The following is a 14,115-nucleotide window of genomic DNA, read 5'->3' as shown; positions in this document are numbered from 1 at the left end:
ATGCCGCAGACGGCCATCGCACCCGGAACCAACCTCGACGGCTTCCTCGTCGGAGAGCGGATCCACCAGGGCGGCATGGCCTCGCTCTGGGCCGCCTCCCATCCCGGCTTCGACTTCCCCCTGCTGGTCAAGGCGCCCGTGCTTTCGGAGGGCACGGATCCCGCCGCCATCGTCGGTTTCGAGATGGAGCAGATGATCCTTCCCCGGCTGTCGGGTCCGCACGTGCCCAGGTTCATCGCCACGGGCTCCACCGGCTTCCAGCCCTACCTGGTCATGGAGCGGATCCCCGGTCCCAGCCTCCTGCCCATGCTGACCCGGCTCCCCCTGGCCTGCCCGGAGGTGGCGGCCCTGGGCGCCCGCATCGCCACGGCTCTGGACGATCTGCATCGCCAGCGGGTGGTCCACCTGGACGTGAAGCCCTCCAACCTCCTCACGCGGCCCACCGGGGAGATGGTGCTCATCGACTACGGGCTCTCCCACCACGAGGAGCTGCCCGACCTGATGGGCGAGGAGTTCCGCCTTCCCTACGGCACGGCGCCCTACATGGCGCCGGAGCAAGTGCTCGGCCTGCGCCGCGACCCCCGCAGCGACCAGTTCGCCCTGGGCGTGCTCCTGTATTTCTTCCTCACGGACGTGCGGCCCTTCGGCGATCCCCAGCGCCTCTCCGGCCTGAAGCGCCGGATCTGGCGCGATCCGGTGCCGCCCCGCCAGCTCCGCCCGGACTGCCCGCCCTGGCTTCAGGAGATCATCCTGCGCTGCCTGGAGGTGCATCCGGCCTGGCGGTACCCCACCGCGGCCCACCTGGCCCTGGCCCTCCGCCATCCGGACCAGGTGAAGCTCACGGCGCGCTCGGAGAAGCTTCGGCAGGACCCTTTCACCACCGTGCTCCGGCGCCGCTTCACCGATCGCGAGCTGGTGCTTCCCGGCGGGAAGACGCCCAGCCGGAACGACGGCGATGCGCCGATCCTCGCCGTGGCCGTCGATCTCTCCCCCGAGGCCGCCCCCATCGCCGGCATTCTGCGCAGCATGGTGGCCCACATGCTCCCCGCCCTTCCCGGCGCGCGGGTGGCCTGCCTGAACGTATTCAAGCTGGGGCGCATCACCCTGGACGAGCAGGTAGACGCCGAAGGTCGGAACCGCCACCTGCAGCGGCTCGTGGAGCTGCGCCACTGGGCCGAGCCCCTGGGCCTCGAGGAGGGCCGGATCAGCTTCCATGTCCTGCAGTCGCCGGACCCCGCGGGGGCCATCCTCCAGTACGTGAACGCCAACCACGTGGATCACGTGGTCATCGGCGCCCGCGCCAGCTCCCTGCGGCGGACGCTCCTGGGCAGCGTGTCCAGCCAGGTGGCCGCGCAGGCGCCCTGCTCCGTGACGGTGGTGCGGGCCCGGCGGCTGCGGGGGTCCGATTTCAAGGACGAACCCGAGGACAAGGGCGAGGGCACCTGGACCGTGGGCTGAGGCCGTACATGGGAACGCCCCGGCGGGCCGGGGCGTTCCCATGGCTGCGGCAGAATCCTACTCCGCGTCCTCGGCCTTCGGCTCGGGGAGGGTGTAGTCCACGAACTCGATGAGGGCCATGTCGGCCGCGTCGCCGAGGCGATGGGCCATCTTGAGGATGCGGGTGTAGCCGCCGGGACGGCTCTCGAACCGCTTGCGGAAGTCGGCGCCGAAGAGCTTCTGCACGGCGTCCTTGCTTCCGAGGCGGGCCATCGCCAAGCGGCGGTTGGCGACCGAGTCGGTCTTCGCGAGGGTGATGAAGGGTTCCACGAAGCTGCGGAGCTCCTTGGCCTTCACCAGGGTGGTTTCGATGCGCTCGCTCTGGATCAGGGCGGTCGCGAGGTTCTTCATGAGGGCCTTGCGCTGGTTGGTGGTGCGGCCCAGGCGCTTGCCGGAAACGTTGTGACGCATGGGGGCTCCTTACACTTCCTGCTCGAGGCGCATGCCGAGGGAGAGGCCGATGCGAGCGAGCTCGTCCTTGATCTCCTGGAGCGACTTCTTGCCGAAGTTCTTGGTTTTCATCAGTTCAGCCTCGGTCCGCTGGACCAGCTCGCCGATGGTGGTGATATTGGCGTTGCGGAGGCAGTTGTTGGCGCGCACGGAGAGCTCGAGCTCCTCGACGGACTTGCCCAGCCAGGTGTTGGCGGCCTCGGCCCCGAGGGTGGCGGCGCCCATCTCCATCTCGGTGAAGTCCTCGTCCTGGCGGGCGAACACGAGGAAGTGGTCGCGCAGGATGAGGGCCGCGTCGGAGACGGCTTCCTTGGGGTTGACCGCGCCGTTGGTCCAGACCTGGAGCGTGAGCTTCTCGTAGTCGGTGCTCTGGCCCACGCGGGCGGGTTCGACGATGTAGTTCACGCGGATGATGGGGCTGTGGTTGGCATCCATGGGGATGAAGCCCAGGCCCAGGCTCTCGTCGTGGTTGTGGTCCGCGGTCACGAACCCGCGGCCCAGACGCACCACCATCTCGATCTCCAGCTCGCCCTCTTCGCCCAGGGTGGCGATGTGGATGTTGGGATCCACGACCTCCACGTTCTGGTTGCAGCGGATGGCGGCCGAGGTCACCGTGCCCTCGCCCTTGGCGGAGATGGTCACCGTCTGGGGCTCGGGGCTGTGCAGCTTGAACGGCACTTCCTTGAGGTTCAGGAGGACATGGGTGATGTCCTCCCAGACGCCCGGAAGGGTGGTGAACTCGTGCATGACGCCCTTGATGCGGACGTTGGTGACAGCCGCCCCCTGGATGCTGCTGAGCAGCACCCGGCGGAGGCTGTGCCCCACGGTCGTGGCGAAGCCACGCTCGAAGGGGTAGGCCACGAATTCTCCGTAGGAGTCCGTGAGGGACCCGGGAGTCACCTCCGCGAATCGCGGCCTCTGGAAATCGCTGAGGTTCAGCATCCTGCCCCCTTACTTGGAATACAGTTCAACGATCAGCTGCTCGTTGATGTCCAGGGTGATGTCCTCGCGGGTCGGCGCGGCGAGCACCTGGCCCTTGAAGGCGGCGGCGTCCAGGGAAAGCCACTTGGGAATGCCACGGCCAGCGGAGGTTTCGACGGAGGTCTTGACGCCGTCGTTCTCGCGGGCGCGCTTGCCCAGCTCCACCGCCTGGCCAGGCTTCACCTGGAAGGAGGGGATGTCCACCCGCTTGCCGTTGACCAGCACGTGGCCGTGCATGACCATCTGGCGCGCGGAGGTGCGGCTGGGCGCGAAACCCAGGCGGTAGACCACGTTGTCCAGGCGGCTCTCGAGGAACCCGAGCAGGTTGTGGCCGGTGACACCCTTCTTGGCGTCGGCCTTCTCGAAGTAGTGGCGGAACTGCTTCTCGAGCACACCGTAGATGCGCTTCACCTTCTGCTTCTCGCGGAGCTGCAGGGCGTAGCCGGTGGGCTTCTTGATCTTCCCCGCGCCGTGCTGGCCGGGGATCTTGCCCTTGCGGGTCTCGAAGGAGCACTTCTCCTTGAAGCAGCGCTCGCCCTTGAGATAAAGCTTCATGCCCTCGCGGCGGCAGAGGCGGCAAACGGCGTCTGTGTAACGTGCCATGTCTCTCCTCCTCTCTTAAACCCGGCGCCGCTTGGGCGGCCGGCAGCCGTTGTGGGGGATGGGGGTGACGTCGCGGATGCTGGTCACCTGGATGCCGGCGGCGTTGAGGGCGCGAATGGCGCTCTCACGGCCCGCACCGGGGCCCTTGACGCGGACGTCCACCGAGCGGACGCCCTGCTCCTTGGCGGCCTCGGCGCAGACGCCGGCGGCCACCTGGGCTGCGAAGGGCGTGCCCTTGCGGGTACCGCGGAAGTTCTGGTTGCCGCTGGAAGCCCAGCAGAGCATGTTCCCCATCGGATCGGAGATGGAGATGATGGTGTTGTTGAAGGACGCCTGGACGTGAGCCACGCCGTGGGGGACGTTCTTCTTTTCCTTCTTCTTGACCACCTTCTTGCCGGCGGTCCGGGTCTGGGTCTTGGCCATGGTCTCCTCGCCTTACTTCTTCTTGCCGGCCACGGTGCGCCGCTTGCCCTTGCGGGTGCGGGCGTTGGTGTGCGTGCGCTGGCCACGGACGGGCAGACCCTTCCGGTGGCGCAGGCCGCGGTAGCAGCCGATGTCCATGAGCCGCTTGATGTCGAGCGCGATGTTCTTGCGGAGGTCGCCCTCCACAGTCTCCTCGGCGGTGATGACGCGGCGGATGCGGCCGACCTCATCCTCGGTCAGGTCGCGCACCTTCGTGCCGAAGTCGACCTTCGCGCGGGTCAGGATGCTGTGCGCCTTGGCGCGGCCGATGCCGTAGATGTAGGTGAGCGCGATCTCGATGCGCTTTCCGATGGGCAGATCAATGCCAGCGATGCGTGCCATCGTGTCTCCTTAACCCTGACGCTGCTTGTGCTTCGGGTTCTTCTTGCAGATGACCCGGTTGATGCCTTCGCGGCGCACCACTTTGCAGTGCTCGCAGAGCTTCTTGATGGAGGGCCGGACTTTCATGGTTTCCTCTCGTTTCGGTTACTTGAATCGGTAGATGATGCGGCCGCGGGTCAGGTCGTATGGGGTGACCTCGACGAGGACCCTGTCGCCGGGAAGGATGCGGATGAAGTTCTTGCGCATCTTCCCGCTGATGTGCGCCAGCACCTGGTGCTTGTTTTCCAGTTCGACCCGGAATACCGCGTTGGGCAAGGCCTCGACCACTGTGGCTTCGAGCTCAATGGCTTCTTCTTTGCTCAAGCGCGTTCTCCGAAGACGTGACGCAGCGAATCAAACACCAGCTCCGGGGCGCGATTGCCATCCACGCTCCGGAAGGTCGGCCGATGCTTGTAGAAACCCAGGAGCGGCTGGAAGGTCGAGTGGAACTCGCCCATCCGGCTCCGGAAGGCTTCAGCGGTGTCGTCGGAACGGTGCTTCAGGGGACTTCCGCACAGATCGCAGACACCGGCCTGCTTGGGTGGCTTGGATTCCAGGTGGTAGATGGCGCCGCAGGCGTTGTTGCTGCAGACGCGCCGGCCCACCACGCGGGCTTCCAGCACATCCTGGGGGACATCGACCAGCACCACGTGACCCGTCTTCATGCCCTTGGAGGAGAGGAAGTCTTCCAGGGCTTGAGCTTGCTGAAGGGTGCGTGGGTAGCCGTCGAACAGCACGTCGGAGGTCTCGTCCAGCAGCCGCGCGAAGACAAGGCCGTTGACGGTGTCGTCGTCCACCAGTTTTCCCTCGGCCATGATGGCTTTCGCCCTCAGGCCGATCTCCGTCCCTTTCGAGACGGCATCTCTCAGAATGTCACCGGTTGAGAGGTGAGTCAAAGAGAATGTTTCCACCAGGCGCTTGGCCTGGGTGCCCTTCCCGGAGCCCGGGGCCCCGAGGAGGATGTTCGCGACAAGGTTGGCATTGGCACTCATGCCTCACCCCTGCGGGTGGAACGGCCGCGGATGCGGCCCTTCTCGAGGAATCCGTCGTAGCGGCGCATGACCAGCAGGCTTTCCAGCTGGGCCGCGCTGTCCATGGCCACGCCCACCACGATCAGCAGGCTGGTGCCGCCGAAGTAGAAGTTGAGGCCCTGGATGTTGTTGGTGATGAGCAGGGGCACGATGGAGACCAGGGCCAGGTAGATGGCGCCCACGAAGGTCAGCTTGGACAGGATGCTGTCCATGAAGACGCTGGTCTCCTTGCCGGGGCGGATGCCCGGGATGTAGCCCCCGGACCGCTTCATGTTCTCGGCGGTCTCATCAGGATTGAAGACGATGCTGGTGTAGAAGAACGAGAAGAAGACCGTCACTCCCACGAAGACCGGCGTGTAGATCCAGAAGTGGGTCTGGGGGCTGAGGTAGGCGGCCGCCTTGGCCAGCCACTCCCAGCGGGTGAACTGGGCGATGGTGGCGGGGAAGAAGATGACGGAGCTGGCGAAGATGACGGGCATCACGCCGGCGGTGTTCACCTTCAGGGGCATGTAGGAGCTGCGCTGGCTGGACATGCCGGCCGAGTCGGCCCGGCGGGCGTAGTGGATGGGGATGCGCCGGTAGGCGTTCTCCACCAGGACCACGGCCAGCAGCACCACGGTCATGGCGCCCAGCAGCAGGATGAAGATGCCCGGGGGCGGGACGTTCGGGGCGTTCTTCAGGGACTGGGTGATCATCACGGTCAGGGTGGTGAGGCCCTGGGGCAGGCCCGCCACGATGCCCGCGAAGATCAGCAGGCTGATGCCGTTGCCGATGCCTCGCTCGGTGATCTGCTCGCCGATCCACATGACGAAGATCGTGCCCACAGACAGCGTGAAGGCCGCCAGGAACCGGAAGGCGGTCGGCGAGATGGCGTTGGTCACCACCTCGAGGCCGGGCGCGTTCTGGCTCTGGGCCAGGGAGGCGATGCCCATGCCCTGGACGAAGGCCAGGAGCACGGTAAGGTAACGGGTCCACTGGGTGATCTTCTGCCGGCCGGCCTCGCCTTCCTTCTTCTGGAGGTTCTCCAGGTAGGGCACCACGGCCCCCATCAGCTGCAGCACGATGCTGGCCGTGATGTAGGGGGCGATGCCGAGGGCGAAGACCGAGAACTTCTTGAACGCACCACCGGAGAACAGGTCGACAACGTCGAAGAGCCCGCCGCCGCCGCGCTTGAGCGCGGCAGCCAGGTTCTCGGCGTTCACCCCCGGCACGCTGACGTGCACCCCCAGGCGGTAGATGGCCAGGAGGATGAGGGTGAAGAGGAGCCGCTTGCGCAGCTCCGGGATTGCGAAGAGGTTCTTGAGGCGGTTCATCGGCCGTTACTCGGCAGACTTCGCGCAGGGCTCCTGGATCGTGCCACCCTTGGCCAGGATGGCTTCACGGGCGCCCTTGGTGATGCGGTCGGCCACGACGTTCACCTTGGCGGTGAGCTCGCCGCTGGCCAGCACCACGATCTTCTCGACGCGGGAGTTGACGAGCTTCTTGTCCCGCAGGGCATCCAGACAGACCGTCTCGCCATCCTTGAAGTGGATGGAGATGAGGCTGAGGGTGATCTCCTTGGTCTCGGGAGCGAAGATGTTGGTGAAACCGCGCTTGGGCAGGCGGCGGACGAGGGGCATCTGGCCGCCCTCGAAACCGCGCTTGCTGCGATAGCCGGACCGGGACTTCTGGCCCTTCTCGCCGCGGCCGGACGTCTTGCCGAGGCCGGAGCCCTTGCCGCGGCCCAGGCGCTTGCGGGTCTTGGTGGCGCCCTCAGCGGGCTTGAGTTCGTTGAGCTTCATGACCTACCCCTTCACCTGAACGTCGATGAGATGCGGGACGAGCTTGACCATCCCGTGGACGTTGGGGGTGTATTCGCATTCGCGGGTGTCGCCGGGGCGCTTCAGACCGAGGGTCTGCATGAAGGCCCGGTGCTTGGGAGTGGTGCAGATGATGGAGCGCTTGAGGGTCAGCACCACCTGCTTGCCGATGAACTGCGACATGTTAAACCTCCGCCTGGTCCAGGCCCCGGTTGGTCAGGACCGTGTAGGGATCCATGAGGTCCTTCAGCCCTTCGAACGTGGCGCGGACCACGTTGTGGGGGTTGGAGGAGCCCAGGCTCTTCGTCAGCACGTTGTGGACGCCGGCGGCCTCCATGATGGCGCGCACCGCGGCGCCGGCGATGATGCCGGTGCCCTCGGGGGCCGGCTTCAGCAGCACACTGCCGGAGCCGAAGATGCCCGTCACCGGGTGCGGCAGGCTGCCGTTCGAGGTGAGGGGAACCTTGATCATGTTGCGCTTGGCGCTCTCGATGCCCTTCTTGATGGCGGAGGGCACTTCCAGGGCCTTGCCGAGACCGAAGCCGACCTTGCCGTTGCCGTCGCCCACGACCACCAGCGCGGAGAAGGAGAAGTTCTTGCCCCCCTTCACCACCTTGGTGACGCGGCCCACGTAGATGACCTGGTCCTTGAATTCCCCGGCTTCGGGGTTGTTGCGGGTTTCCTTGTTGTCCTTGAGCTCTGCAGTCGCCATGGTGATCCCCTAGAACTGGAGCCCGGCTTCGCGGGCGCTGTCAGCCAGCGCCTTGACGCGGCCGTGATAGACGTAACCGTTCCGGTCGAACACCACTGCGGTGATGCCCTTCTCCTTCAGCCGGGCGGCGATGCTGGCGCCGACGGCCTTGGCGGCCTCGATGTTGGCGCCGTTCTTGAGCTTCTCGCGCAGGTCCTTCTCGAGGCTGCTGGCGGAGGCCAGGGTGATGCCCTTGCTGTCGTCCACCGCCTGCACGTAGATGCGCTTCAGGCTCTTGTAGATGGTGAGACGGGGCCGCTCGGGCGTGCCGCTCACGCGGCCGCGGATGCGCGCCTTGGTCTTGTCACGCCGAATGTTGATATCGTTCGCCATGGATTCCCCTTACTTCCCGGTCTTGCCGGCCTTGCGGCGGATGACTTCGCCGGTGTACATGACACCCTTGCCCTTGTAGGGCTCGGGCTTGCGGAACTTCCGGATGTCGGCGGCGACCTGGCCCACCAGCTGCCGGTCGATGCCGGTCACGACGATGTGGGTGGCCTTCTCGACGGCCATCTGGATGCCCGCGGGAGCCTCGTACTTGATGGGATGGCTGTAGCCCAGCTCGAGGTTGAGCTTGGCGCCGTCCATGGCGGCCTTGTAGCCGACGCCGACGATGTCCAGCTCCTTCTTCCAGCCCTCGGTCACGCCGGTGACGGCGTTGCCGAGCAGGGCGCGGGTCAGGCCGTGGTAGGCACGGGTCTGGGGCTCATCGTTGACGCGGGTGAGGTTCACGGAGTCGGCCTGGACTTCGAGGGTGATCCCGGCGGGGATCGGGCAGGTGAGCTTGCCCTTGGCGCCCTCGACGACGGCCTCGGACCCGGTGACTGTGACCTTCACGCCCTTGGGCAGCGTCACGGGCTTCTTTCCGATTCGAGACATGGTGGATTCCTTAGATGAGGGCGGAGAATCCGCCCATTTCAGGATGGGTTACCAGACGTGGGCGAGGACTTCGCCGCCGACGTTCTGCTTCTTGGCGTCCTTGCCCGTCAGGAGGCCCTTCGGGGTGGACAGGATCGCGATGCCGAGGCCGCCGTGGACCTCGGGGATCTCCTGGGCGCCGGAGTAGATGCGCAGGCCAGGGCGGGACACGCGGCGCAGGCCGTGGATCACGTTCTCCTTGTCCTTCACGTACTTGAGGTTGAGGATGAGGTACGCGCGGCCCTCGTGCTCCACCTGCTTGAAGGAATGGATGTAGCCCTCCTGCTTCAGGATGCCGCAGAGGCCGGCCTTGATCTTGGAGGCGGGCACCACCACGGCATCGTGACCGGCCATGATGCCGTTGCGGATGCGGGTGAGGTAGTCAGCGATGGGATCGGTATGCATGGTCCCCTCTCCTTACCAGCTGGACTTCTGGACGCCCGGCAGCTCGCCGTTGAGGGCGAACTTGCGGAAGCACAGACGGCAGAGTTCAAACTTGCGCATGAAGCCCCGGGGCCGGCCGCAGCACTTGCAGCGGTTGCGGTGCTGGGTCGAGAACTTCGGCTTGCGCGAATCCTTGACGATTTTGGAAATCTTGGCCATCGGTATGATCTCCTTAGCCTATTTGCGGAAGGGCATACCGAGGTGGGCCAGCAGGGCCCGCGCTTCGGCGTCGTTCTTGGCGGTGGTCACGAAGGTGATGTTCATGCCCTTCATCTTGTCCACCTTGGCGTAGTCGATCTCCTGGAAGATCAGCTGATCCTTGAGGCCCAGCGTGTAGTTGCCGCGGCCGTCGAAGGACTTGGTGGGCACGCCGCGGAAGTCGCGGACGCGGGGAAGGGACAGGGTCACCAGGCGGTCGAAGAACTCCCACATGCGGGGACCGCGCAGGGTCACCATGCAGGCGATGGGCATGCCGGCGCGCAGCTTGAACTGGGCGACGCTCTTCTTGGCCTTGCGCACGACGGCCTTCTGGCCGGCGATGGCGGTCAGCTCGTCAACAGCCACGTCCAGGACCTTGATGTTCTGGATGGCGTCGCCCACGCCCATGTTGATGACGATCTTCTGCAGGCGGGGCACCTGCATGGCGGAGGAGAAGGCGAACTCCTCCTTGAGCTTCGACACCACCTCCTGGTGGTAGCGAGCCTTGACGCGGGGCTCCGCGTGGTCCTGCTTGGCAGTCATGGATGCCTCCATTTCCGTGGGGCGGCTATGCCCCAGGGGTTCGGGAGGGCGGGGGGGCTTGGGACAGCGGTCCGGCCCGTTTCCCCCCAACCTCAGTTGTCATGGCGCGGGATGCGCCGTGGATTCCCACCCCGCGCACGGGGCAGAACGAAGATCTTCCCATGAACGAAGGCCCCTGGGAAGGCAAAAGCTTGTATTTCAAAGGCGGTGCGGTGGTTCCAGGGTCCCGGAACACCCGATCAGGTAAGTCCGAGGAGGCTCAGCCTCCGAGGACGCGGGGGCCCGGGGGTGTGCGCGCAGCGCAGCGAAGCGCGGAACCCCCGGAGAACGTTAGGCCCTCTTGCGGGTGCCCTTGCCCGTCTTGGCGTCGAGCAGCATGACATTGGAGGCATGGATGGAAGCCTCCTTCTCGACGATGCCGCCGCCCTCCCCGGTCTGGGGATTGGGCTTGGTGGCCTTCTTGATCATGTTGACGCCGGCGACGACCACTCGGTTGGTGGCGGGGCTGACCTTGGAGATGGTCCCGGTCTTGCCCTTCTCCTTGCCGGCGATGACGACGACCTGGTCGCCCTTCTTGAGCTTCATCTTGGTGGTGGTGGCTTCCATTACAGCACCTCAGGGGCGAGGGAGACGATCTTCATGTACTTCCGCTCGCGCAGCTCGCGGGCCACAGGGCCGAACACGCGGGTGCCGACGGGCTCGCCATCCTTCTTGATGATGACGGCGGCGTTCTCGTCGAAGCGGATGTAGGAGCCGTCCTTGCGGCGGTAGGCCTTGCGCTGGCGGACGATCACGGCCTGGACGACGGCCTTCTTCTTGACCGTGCCGCCCGGGATCGCTTCCTTGACGGAGGCGGTGATCACGTCGCCGAGCTGGGCGATCTTGCCCACACCGCCGCCCAGGGGCAGGATGCAGCAGATCTTCTTGGCGCCGGAGTTGTCGGCGACGGTGAGCATGGTTCCCATCTGGATCATGTGAGCTCCTTACTCGCCGGCCTTCTGGACGATCTCGAGGACCGTCCAGCGCTTGCGCTTGGAAAGGGGGCGGGTCTCCACGATCTTGACCACGTCGCCGATGCCGCAGGCGTTGGTCTCGTCGTGGGCCATGAACTTGGCGGTCTGCTTGACCGTGCGGTGGTAGAGCGGGTGCTGGAACTTGCGCTCCACCTTCACCACCACGGTCTTGTCGGCCTTGTTGGAGACCACGACGCCGTTGCGAATCATCTTGTTTTCGAGGCTCATGGGATCTCCTAGGCCAGCTTGGTCGCCAGGGCGGTTTTGACGCGGGCGAGCTCACGGCGAGTCTTGCGGATCTCGGCGGTGTTCTCGACCTGGCCCACGGCGTGCTGGAAGCGGAGGGTGAAGCGCTTGGCGGCCAGTTCGGCCTCCAGCTGCGCCAGCTCCTCGACGCTCTTGCCGGTCAAATCGGAAAAGGGATTCTTCTTGGTCATGGCGATCACTCCTCCGGCGGCGTGCGGGTGACGATTTCAGACGCCACGGACAGCTTCATCTGGGCCAGGCGCAGGGCTTCACGCGCCACCTCGTCGGTCACCCCCTCCATCTCGAAGAGGATGCGACCGGGGCGGATCACCGCCACCCAGCCGTCCGGAGCCCCCTTGCCGGAGCCCATGCGGGTCTCCGCGGGCTTCGAGGTGGTGGGACGGTCCGGGAAGATGCGGATCCAGATCTTGCCGCCGCGCTTGATGTGGCGGGTCATGGCGATACGGGCGGCCTCGATCTGGCGGTTGGTCAGCCAGCAGTGCTCCGTCGCCTTGAGGCCGAAATCGCCGAAGGCGAGATCGTTGCCGCGGGTGGCGACGCCGCGGGTGCGGCCCTTCTGGGTTTTGCGGTTCTTGACCTTCTTGGGCATCAGCATGGGGTCACCTCAGCGCTTCACGGTCTCGGCAACCTGGTCGCCCAGGTTCACCCAAACCTTGATGCCGATGATCCCGTAGGTCGTGCGGGCCTCGGCGAAACCGTAATCCACGCCCGCGCGAATGGTCTGCAGGGGCATCTGACCGGAGAGGTAGTCCTCGGTCCGGGCGATCTCGGCGCCGTTCAGGCGGCCGGAGACCTTGATCTTGAAACCCTTGGCGCCGAAGCGGATCGCGGCCTCCTCCGCCTTGCGCATGGCGCGGCGGAAGGCGATGCGGCGCTCGAGCTGCTGGGCCACGCCCTCGGCCACGAGCTGGGCATCGACCTCAGGCTTCTTGATCTCCTGGATGTCGACGGACACGGGGCGGTTCAGGCGCTTCTGGAGATCCTCGCGCAGCTTGTCGATCTCGGCGCCCTTGCGGCCGATGACGATGCCAGGGCGGGCGGTGAAGATGCGAACGGTGACCTTGTCGGCGGCGCGCTCGATGTCGATCTTCGAGATCATCGCGTTCAGGCTGTGCAGCTGCTTCTTGAGCTCGCGGCGCAGCTTGATGTCCTCGTGCAGGAGGGTGGAGTACTCGCGCTTGGAGAACCACTTGCTGTGCCAGTTCTTCTGGTGGACGAGGCGGAACCCGTAGGGGTGGACCTTCTGACCCATGACTACTCCTCCCCGGCCGCAGAAAGCTGGATGGTGATGTGGCAGGTGCGCTTCTGGACGCGGTAGGCGCGGCCCATGGGCGCAGGGCGGACGCGCTTCATGCGGAAGCCCTCGTCCACGAAGGCGGTCTTGACCATCAGCTCGTCCGGGTTGACGGACGGGTTCTTGTCGATGGCGTTGGCCACGGCGGAATCCAGGAGCTTGCGGATGGGAGCGGCGGCGTACTTCTTGGCCTGGGCGAGCACCCACTGGGCCTCGCCGACGTGCTTGCCGCGGATCATGTCCACCACGAGGCGGGCCTTCTGGGCCGAACCGCGCAGGTGGCGAACGGTGGCGCTGGAAACGATCTCAGCCATCGCTACTTCCCCTTCGCCTTGGTGTCGGCCTTGCCAGCGTGACCCTTGAAGGTGCGGGTCAGGGCGAACTCGCCCAGCTTGTGGCCGATCATGTTCTCGGTGACATAGACAGGAATGAACTTGTTGCCGTTGTGCACGGCGAGGGTCAGTCCGATCATCTGCGGGACCACGGTGGAGCGGCGGGACCAGGTCTTGATCACGCGCTTGTCGTTGGCCGCCTGGGCGACTTCCACCTTCTTCTGGAGGTGGGCGTCAATGAACGGGCCTTTTTTCAGGGAACGTGCCATTGTCGGGCCTCCTAGTTGATCCGCTTGACGATGAACTTGTCCGTGCGACGGTTGCCACGGGTCTTGTAGCCACGGGTCGGCTGGCCCCAGGGCGTCACGGGGTGACGGCCACCGGAGGTGCGACCCTCGCCGCCACCGTGCGGGTGGTCGACGGGGTTCATGACCACGCCGCGGACGGTCGGACGGATGCCCTTCCAGCGGGTCCGACCGGCCTTGCCGATCTGGATGTTCTCGTGCTGCAGGTTGCCGACGGTGCCGATGGTCGCGTAGCAGTCCAGGTGGATCTTGCGGATCTCGCCGGAGGGCATGCGGAGCTGGGCGTAGTCGTCCTCCTTCGCCACGAGCTGGGCGAAGGTGCCGGCGGCGCGGGCGATCTGGCCGCCCTTGCCGGGCTTCATCTCGATGTTGTGCACCGTGTTGCCCACGGGGATGTTCCGCAGGGGCAGCGCGTTGCCCACCAGGATGTCGGCGTTCTTGCCGGCCACCACGGTGCGGCCCACTTCCAGGCCATCGGGGGCCAGGATGTAGCGCTTCTCGCCGTCCGCGTAGACCAGGAGGGCGATGCGGGCGGTGCGGTTGGGATCGTATTCGATGGTCGCGACCTTGGCCGGGACTTCGAGCTTGTTGCGCTTGAAGTCGATGATGCGGTACTGGCGCTTGTGGCCGCCGCCGATGTGGCGGGTGGTGACCCGACCGGTGTTGGACCGGCCGCCAGTGCGGTTCTTCTTGGCAATCAGGGAACGCTCAGGCGTATCCGTCGTGATTTCCTCGAAGCCGAACTTGGACATGCCGCGCTGACCGGGGGTCGTGGGCTTGAGCTGCTTGATGCTCATGGGTGTCCTCTTGCCTCAGGGTTGAAAGGGGCGGGCGATAGTGGGCAAA

The 14,115-nt window shown here is 65.8% G+C and carries 27 protein-coding genes; 1 reads left to right on the top strand and 26 read right to left on the bottom strand.

Translation table 11 applies throughout. The features are described from left to right. Complete coding sequence (locus MLG87_RS12630; protein WP_243295508.1) at positions 1-1,458, top strand: serine/threonine protein kinase; 1,458 nt, start codon at positions 1-3, stop codon at positions 1,456-1,458. Between the two features lie 57 nt (positions 1,459-1,515). On the opposite strand, the gene rplQ is transcribed toward MLG87_RS12630, so the two are convergent. The 26 genes from rplQ to rplB all read right to left on the bottom strand — a co-directional run bounded on the left by rplQ (position 1,516) and on the right by rplB (position 14,066). Continuing rightward, a complete protein-coding gene (rplQ, locus tag MLG87_RS12625) occupies positions 1,516-1,908 on the bottom strand; it encodes a 50S ribosomal protein L17 (protein WP_243288421.1) in 393 nt (130 codons plus the stop codon). Between the two features lie 9 nt (positions 1,909-1,917). Next, positions 1,918-2,889 (bottom strand): DNA-directed RNA polymerase subunit alpha, encoded by a 972-nt coding sequence (locus tag MLG87_RS12620; RefSeq protein ID WP_243288422.1) that lies wholly within the window; start codon positions 2,887-2,889, stop codon positions 1,918-1,920. Positions 2,890-2,898: 9 nt separating this feature from the next. Further along, on the bottom strand, positions 2,899-3,531 hold the full coding sequence (gene rpsD / locus MLG87_RS12615) for a 30S ribosomal protein S4 (protein WP_243295507.1): 633 nt from the start codon (positions 3,529-3,531) through the stop codon (positions 2,899-2,901). A gap of 15 nt (positions 3,532-3,546) precedes the next feature. Then, positions 3,547-3,954, bottom strand: coding sequence for a 30S ribosomal protein S11 (gene rpsK / locus MLG87_RS12610; RefSeq protein ID WP_026852731.1), 408 nt, complete (start codon positions 3,952-3,954; stop codon positions 3,547-3,549). 12 nt (positions 3,955-3,966) lie between these two features. Next, positions 3,967-4,335 carry a 30S ribosomal protein S13 gene (gene rpsM, locus MLG87_RS12605; protein ID WP_026852732.1) on the bottom strand — a complete coding sequence of 123 codons (369 nt, stop codon included), beginning with the start codon at positions 4,333-4,335 and terminating at the stop codon, positions 3,967-3,969. A gap of 9 nt (positions 4,336-4,344) precedes the next feature. Then, positions 4,345-4,461 (bottom strand): 50S ribosomal protein L36, encoded by a 117-nt coding sequence (rpmJ, locus tag MLG87_RS12600; protein ID WP_026852733.1) that lies wholly within the window; start codon positions 4,459-4,461, stop codon positions 4,345-4,347. Positions 4,462-4,479: 18 nt separating this feature from the next. After that, complete coding sequence (infA, locus tag MLG87_RS12595; protein WP_026852734.1) at positions 4,480-4,698, bottom strand: translation initiation factor IF-1; 219 nt, start codon at positions 4,696-4,698, stop codon at positions 4,480-4,482. Continuing rightward, complete coding sequence (locus MLG87_RS12590; protein ID WP_243295506.1) at positions 4,695-5,366, bottom strand: adenylate kinase; 672 nt, start codon at positions 5,364-5,366, stop codon at positions 4,695-4,697. Before MLG87_RS12590 ends, infA begins: the two co-directional genes overlap by 4 nt. Next, positions 5,363-6,718: a preprotein translocase subunit SecY gene (secY, locus tag MLG87_RS12585; RefSeq protein WP_243295505.1), complete on the bottom strand. Its 1,356-nt coding sequence runs from the start codon at positions 6,716-6,718 to the stop codon at positions 5,363-5,365. Before secY ends, MLG87_RS12590 begins: the two co-directional genes overlap by 4 nt. Before the next feature lie 6 nt (positions 6,719-6,724). Next, complete coding sequence (gene rplO, locus MLG87_RS12580; protein WP_243295504.1) at positions 6,725-7,186, bottom strand: 50S ribosomal protein L15; 462 nt, start codon at positions 7,184-7,186, stop codon at positions 6,725-6,727. Between the two features lie 3 nt (positions 7,187-7,189). Beyond that, positions 7,190-7,387 carry a 50S ribosomal protein L30 gene (gene rpmD, locus MLG87_RS12575; protein WP_043483639.1) on the bottom strand — a complete coding sequence of 66 codons (198 nt, stop codon included), beginning with the start codon at positions 7,385-7,387 and terminating at the stop codon, positions 7,190-7,192. 1 nt (position 7,388) lies between these two features. Then, positions 7,389-7,916, bottom strand: a complete 528-nt coding sequence (gene rpsE, locus MLG87_RS12570; RefSeq protein ID WP_243288429.1) for a 30S ribosomal protein S5 — start codon at positions 7,914-7,916, stop codon at positions 7,389-7,391. Between the two features lie 9 nt (positions 7,917-7,925). Next, positions 7,926-8,288 carry a 50S ribosomal protein L18 gene (gene rplR, locus MLG87_RS12565; protein WP_243288430.1) on the bottom strand — a complete coding sequence of 121 codons (363 nt, stop codon included), beginning with the start codon at positions 8,286-8,288 and terminating at the stop codon, positions 7,926-7,928. A 9-nt stretch (positions 8,289-8,297) separates the two neighbouring features. Beyond that, positions 8,298-8,834 (bottom strand): 50S ribosomal protein L6, encoded by a 537-nt coding sequence (rplF, locus tag MLG87_RS12560; RefSeq protein WP_243288431.1) that lies wholly within the window; start codon positions 8,832-8,834, stop codon positions 8,298-8,300. Positions 8,835-8,882: 48 nt separating this feature from the next. Then, positions 8,883-9,278 carry a 30S ribosomal protein S8 gene (gene rpsH, locus MLG87_RS12555; protein ID WP_243288432.1) on the bottom strand — a complete coding sequence of 132 codons (396 nt, stop codon included), beginning with the start codon at positions 9,276-9,278 and terminating at the stop codon, positions 8,883-8,885. A gap of 12 nt (positions 9,279-9,290) precedes the next feature. Beyond that, entirely contained in the window at positions 9,291-9,476 is a 186-nt protein-coding gene (locus MLG87_RS12550) for a type Z 30S ribosomal protein S14 (RefSeq protein ID WP_026852743.1), read from the bottom strand. 18 nt (positions 9,477-9,494) lie between these two features. After that, entirely contained in the window at positions 9,495-10,058 is a 564-nt protein-coding gene (gene rplE / locus MLG87_RS12545) for a 50S ribosomal protein L5 (protein ID WP_243295503.1), read from the bottom strand. 330 nt (positions 10,059-10,388) lie between these two features. After that, a complete protein-coding gene (gene rplX / locus MLG87_RS12540; RefSeq protein WP_243295502.1) occupies positions 10,389-10,664 on the bottom strand; it encodes a 50S ribosomal protein L24 in 276 nt (91 codons plus the stop codon). Continuing rightward, positions 10,664-11,032: a 50S ribosomal protein L14 gene (gene rplN / locus MLG87_RS12535; RefSeq protein ID WP_026852746.1), complete on the bottom strand. Its 369-nt coding sequence runs from the start codon at positions 11,030-11,032 to the stop codon at positions 10,664-10,666. Before rplN ends, rplX begins: the two co-directional genes overlap by 1 nt. Positions 11,033-11,041: 9 nt before the next feature. Continuing rightward, positions 11,042-11,299, bottom strand: a complete 258-nt coding sequence (gene rpsQ, locus MLG87_RS12530) for a 30S ribosomal protein S17 (protein ID WP_026852747.1) — start codon at positions 11,297-11,299, stop codon at positions 11,042-11,044. Positions 11,300-11,307: 8 nt separating this feature from the next. Further along, positions 11,308-11,508 (bottom strand): 50S ribosomal protein L29, encoded by a 201-nt coding sequence (gene rpmC / locus MLG87_RS12525; protein WP_026852748.1) that lies wholly within the window; start codon positions 11,506-11,508, stop codon positions 11,308-11,310. Positions 11,509-11,513: 5 nt separating this feature from the next. Continuing rightward, on the bottom strand, positions 11,514-11,933 hold the full coding sequence (gene rplP / locus MLG87_RS12520; protein WP_243295501.1) for a 50S ribosomal protein L16: 420 nt from the start codon (positions 11,931-11,933) through the stop codon (positions 11,514-11,516). 9 nt (positions 11,934-11,942) lie between these two features. After that, positions 11,943-12,590: a 30S ribosomal protein S3 gene (rpsC, locus tag MLG87_RS12515; protein WP_243288436.1), complete on the bottom strand. Its 648-nt coding sequence runs from the start codon at positions 12,588-12,590 to the stop codon at positions 11,943-11,945. A gap of 2 nt (positions 12,591-12,592) precedes the next feature. Beyond that, positions 12,593-12,946: a 50S ribosomal protein L22 gene (rplV, locus tag MLG87_RS12510; RefSeq protein WP_043483641.1), complete on the bottom strand. Its 354-nt coding sequence runs from the start codon at positions 12,944-12,946 to the stop codon at positions 12,593-12,595. Positions 12,947-12,948: 2 nt separating this feature from the next. Continuing rightward, positions 12,949-13,233, bottom strand: a complete 285-nt coding sequence (gene rpsS / locus MLG87_RS12505; RefSeq protein ID WP_026852752.1) for a 30S ribosomal protein S19 — start codon at positions 13,231-13,233, stop codon at positions 12,949-12,951. 11 nt (positions 13,234-13,244) lie between these two features. Then, positions 13,245-14,066 (bottom strand): 50S ribosomal protein L2, encoded by an 822-nt coding sequence (rplB, locus tag MLG87_RS12500; protein WP_243295500.1) that lies wholly within the window; start codon positions 14,064-14,066, stop codon positions 13,245-13,247. Between the last annotated feature and the right edge of the window lie 49 nt (positions 14,067-14,115).

Origin of the sequence: Geothrix mesophila (genome assembly GCF_022808835.1) — a bacterium.
In the GTDB taxonomy this organism is placed as follows: Bacteria; Acidobacteriota; Holophagae; order Holophagales; family Holophagaceae; genus Geothrix; species Geothrix paludis.
Note: the sequence above shows the minus strand (reverse complement) of the source record. Positions and strands in the feature narration are given on the sequence as shown.